General features: G+C 55.1%; 2 protein-coding genes and 1 pseudogene. All 3 read right to left on the bottom strand.

Annotated features, from left to right (window positions below):
- Nucleotides 1-183 precede the first annotated feature (183 nt).
- Nucleotides 184-1371: an ADP-forming succinate--CoA ligase subunit beta gene (gene sucC, locus ABX962_RS30660; RefSeq protein WP_372725274.1), complete on the bottom strand. Its 1188-nt coding sequence runs from the start codon at nt 1369-1371 to the stop codon at nt 184-186.
- Between the two features lie 221 nt (nt 1372-1592).
- Nucleotides 1593-3062, bottom strand: a complete 1470-nt coding sequence (locus ABX962_RS30655; RefSeq protein WP_372725272.1) for a DUF1501 domain-containing protein — start codon at nt 3060-3062, stop codon at nt 1593-1595.
- A 24-nt stretch (nt 3063-3086) separates the two neighbouring features.
- Nucleotides 3087-4697, bottom strand: a pseudogene (locus tag ABX962_RS30650) (hypothetical protein); the annotation flags it as partial.

Here is a 4697-nt window from a genome sequence, read left to right as displayed (position 1 = left end):
TGTTTCCGTCAACCAGAATGCTCATGACCGAATGACTATTGTAGAGAACGTGTAGGAATGGAATGTTGAACCGACTTCGTGATGGTCATCCGCTGCCGATAGCGGCGGATTTGACGCGGTTTTGCCTTGCTGCGGATCTTACGGCCACGGCTCTTATCGCCGCAGCCCGCTAATCCCGCAGCATTAGCCTGCGGCGGCAGCCACAATTTTCTTGGCCGCGTCCGTAATGTCGGTCGCGTTGATGACGTTCACGTCGCTTTCGGCAAGCATCTTGCGGCCTTCTTCGACCTCAGTGCCTTCGAGTCGGACGACCAAGGGAACGGTAAAGCCCACCGTCTTGCTCGCTTCGATCAACGCCGATGCGATCGTGGTACAGCGTGCGATCCCCCCAAAGATATTGACCAATACGCCCTTGCAATTGGGGTCCGACAACAAAATCCGGAAAGCTTCGGTCACCTGTTGAGCGTTCGCTCCGCCGCCGACGTCCAGAAAGTTTGCAGGTTTGCCACCGTGGTATTTGATGATATCCATCGTCGACATCGCCAAACCAGCACCATTGACCAAGCATCCGATGTTGCCTTCGAGCTTGACGTAGCTGAGTCCCGAGTCGCTCGCACGCACTTCGCTTGGCTCTTCTTCGGACAAGTCGCGTAGTTCCAACAAGTCCTTGTGGCGGAACATCGCGTTGTCGTCGAAGGTAATCTTCGCGTCCAAGGCGACCATTTCGCCGCTGCCGGTAATCACAAGCGGATTGATCTCGGCCATCGCACAATCGTAATCGACAAAGAAGCGACAGATCGCGGTCATGAACTTAAACGCAGCTTTGGCAGCGGGCCCTTCGATGCCCAGCTTCTTGCAAAGCTTACGAACCTGGAACGCTTCCAGCCCTACGGCGGGGTCGAAGTGTTCTTTGAAAATCAGTTCCGGGGTCTCTTCGGCGACCTTTTCGATCTCGACCCCCCCTTCGGTGCTGACCATCAAGACCGGCCGAGAGGCTTCGCGGTCAATTACGATGCCGAGGTACAATTCGCGGGCAATATCGCAACCGGCTTCGACAAAGACCTGATTGACAACTTTGCCTTCTTCGCCAGTCTGGATCGTGACCAACGTTTTTCCGAGCAAACCGTTGGCTGCCGCACGAGCTTCGTCAGCACTTTTGACGAGCACCACGCCGCGTTGCTCTGGGTTATCGATAATGGTTCCCTTACCGCGTCCGCCCGCATGGATCTGGGCTTTGACGACAGCAATCGAACCGCCGAGTTTTTCAAATGCGGCAGCCGCTTCGTCAGCGGTCTTAGCGATATGTCCTTCTAAAACCGGCACACCAGCTTTGCGGAACAGTTGCTTGCCTTGATATTCGTGAATCTTCATCGACTTAAGGGGGCTTTCGCGCTCGCGCACAAGGGAAACGTTTCCGTGAAGTTGAAAATATACGTTTCCGACGCGTGCTGAGGAACCATAGCGCCAACTTTGTCAGGCTCAGAAGCCCCAAAAGTTTTTAGCATTCCCCTTCGCTCGCTCTTGGCAGCCAATTTGCCGCCAAAATCTTGACACGAAAAGCGCTCACGAATTTCACCCGCAGCCCATGAACGTCATGCCATCAAGGCGGAAATCGCCTCGGCTTTGACTAATTCACGAGGTTGATTCAGGTGGTTGTAGACGATCGTCTCTGGCGCGATTCCAAAGCTGTGGTAAATCGTCGCTAACAACTCCGCCGGATGCACCGGGTTTTCCAGTGGTGCCGAGGCGGTCTTGTCGCTCTTGCCATGAATATACCCGCGTTTGGTTCCCGCACCCGCCATCACCGCGGTGTAGCAGTACGGCCAATGGTCGCGGCCATCGTCGCTGTTGTTGTTTCCGCTGGTGCTGACGCCCCGCTGAGGACTGCGGCCAAACTCACCTACCGCCACCACCAAGGTGTCTTCGAGCAATCCGCGAGTGTCCATGTCCGTGATCAACGTCGACAATGCCGAGTCGAGCATCGGAGCCGATTGATCTTTCATCCGTTTGCTGAGCCCGGTGTGGTGATCCCACGAGTGGTTGTCACTGTTGGCCACTTTGGGCCAAATGACTTCGACCACGCGAGTCCCGGCTTCTACGAGTCGCCGAGCAAGTAAACAGCTTTGACCAAACGTGTTGCGTCCATAAGCGTCACGAATCTCGTTGGATTCGGCCGACAAATTAAACGCATCGCGTGCACGCCCCGAAACGATCAACGACAACGCTTGGTCGTAGTATTGGTCAAGCTCAAAAGACTCGACCGCCTCGTTGATTTGAGGCATTTGCGCATTCAACAGATCACGAAGCTTGGCTCGGCGTTGCAAGCGGACGCTGAATACCTCGGGTCGCAACTGCAGATCATCGATCTTGATGCGACTCATCTTTTCCATGTCCATGTCGTCGCCGTCGGGATAAAGCGTATAGGGATCAAACGCTTTGCCTAAAAAACCGGCGGTACCACCTTTGCCAACAACGTTGGATTCTTGCAGCGGCCGCGGCAGCATGACAAACGGAAGCATAGGCTCATCCAACGGACGCATTTTGACGATGTTGCTTCCAAAATTGGGAAAGTCCTTGGGCGATGGCGGTTCAAGTTGCCCTGAGGGACTGACCTTGTCGGTGGTATAGCCGGTCATCATTTGGTAGATCGCCGCGGTGTGGTTGAACAAACCATTGGGCGTGTACGACATCGACCGAATCATTGTGAAGCGGTCGTTCACCTGGCTGAGCTGAGGCAGGTTTTCGGTAAACTTTACCCCAGGAATTTTGGTGCTGATTGGCTTGAAAACACTTTTGGCGTTATCCGGCAAATTTTCTTTGGGGTCCCACAAATCCAATTGGCTCGGGCCGCCCTGCAAATACAGCAGAATGATACTTTTCGCCTTGCCCCAACCGGGACCGCCAACATGTTTTTCCGAGGCTGCAGCACTTTGCATTTTCAACAGTGACGGCAACGACAAACCGAGCATGCCACAACCACCCACTCGCAAAAACGTGCGACGAGTAGCCGAGAGATGCGGATCGCAAAGATCCTTTGCTTTAAAACCTTTGAATGACAACATCGTTCGTTCTCTCTCTTGGTAATTTCAGTGATTGAACAGAAACGCAGGGCTATTGATTAACGCCCACGCCAAATCTTCGGCTGCCGTCAAACGGACGTTACCGAGTTGTTTCGTGCTTTCGGCAAAGTCTTGGCGAAGCTGAACCAGTGCAGGATCATCCGCCGTTGCAACCGAAAGATTCTTTTTGCTTTGTTCTAACTGCACCAGCGTCGGGTCCGCTGGAACAGGCTTCCGAGCTTCGGCCAATGCCGCACGCAAATCGGCGATACCCTCGTCGGTGGCCGCACCGTAGTCGACGATCAGCTTGGTTGCCGCTTCGCTGCGCTGCGCCGCCGGAGTCGAAAGCGCCGCGGCAATTGATTCGCTTTGGCTGAGCGGGATGTCGCCTTCGGCCGTGGTGGCTGAGATACGAAACAGCCCCAAACGGTGATTCGCTGCGTTGTGGAACTGATGCAGATCAAACGTCAACGTGCAACCGCTAGGATTCACGATCGGCGTTTTCAATTGGAACGTGGCCCAGTGGACCACGCCGAGTGACGGGGAAACGGCCCAGCCGCCTTGGTCATTCGTCTTTCCATCAAACGTGGTGCTGATGTCAAAGCCGGCTTGAGTGAAATCAGCTTGGGCCTTGGCGATTTCGACCTTTTCCGGCTTTTGATCTTTGCCGTCGTTTTGCACTTGGATCACCAATTCGGTGATGACAAAATTGCCGTTGTCGGGCAACCCAGGACCACCGGCGGGCAGATCCGCAGCCGGTAACGCTTCTAACCGAAACCCTGTGATCTGCTTTAGCGTCGTGGGCATCTTGATCGTATAGACGCCTTTGTCGGCGTTGCCCGATGCTCGGATTGAACGGTCCGCTTGCGGGGTCAACACCGCCTTGTTCGATGCCGATAACTCGGTCGCCGACAAGGGATGCCATTCCACGTTGGATGCATCGGCAAACCGTTTCTCGGTCGTCGTGATCAAATTCGCTTGTGCTTTGCTAATCGTCTCTTCCGCCGCCGCAACTCGTTTCGTACGCTCTTCTTCGAGCCGCGTTCGTTCAGGCTTGATTGCCTCGGTTCGCTCGGCAATCTGCGAGACAAGCTCGGCAAGCTTTGCTTCGCGAACGGCTTCTAATTCGGCTCGCCGAATCTTCCAATCGGCTTCGGATTGCTCAAGCTGTTTTTGCAGAGCATCGTGATCGACTTGGACTTGCCCCATGATGTTCTTGAATGCCGTGACTTCGGATTCAGTGGGTCGACGCCCGATCGCTCGCAAGAAAACCTCTTCGGCGAGCATTTCGTCTTCCGGGCATCTCTTGACGATGTTGGCGAGTTCGTTTTTCGGATCCGAAATCGCGGTCCCCACCGTGGGACCACTGATCAGTGCCATCACCGGCCCAAGCTGCAGATCCGAGGATCGTTCACATTCGCATGCGCTCTCGCGTGCCGGCCGGCCCAGGTTCTGCAAGAATCCATCGGCAAGCTTCACCCCGGAATCGGGCAGCGCGGCAGCTCGTGTTCCCTTGGCCACACCGGGAATCGAACTAATCGCTCCGGTAACCTGGTGCACTGCATCGTAAATCACTTCGGCAGGCAATCGCCGCGGCATGGCATGCGAGTAATTCAGATGGTCGTCTTCGTTTAGCGG

Origin of the sequence: Novipirellula sp. (assembly GCF_041583735.1) — a bacterium.
In the GTDB taxonomy this organism is placed as follows: domain Bacteria; phylum Planctomycetota; class Planctomycetia; order Pirellulales; family Pirellulaceae; genus Novipirellula.
The sequence above is the reverse complement of the archived record's forward strand: the minus strand, read 5'-3'. Positions and strand labels throughout refer to the sequence as shown.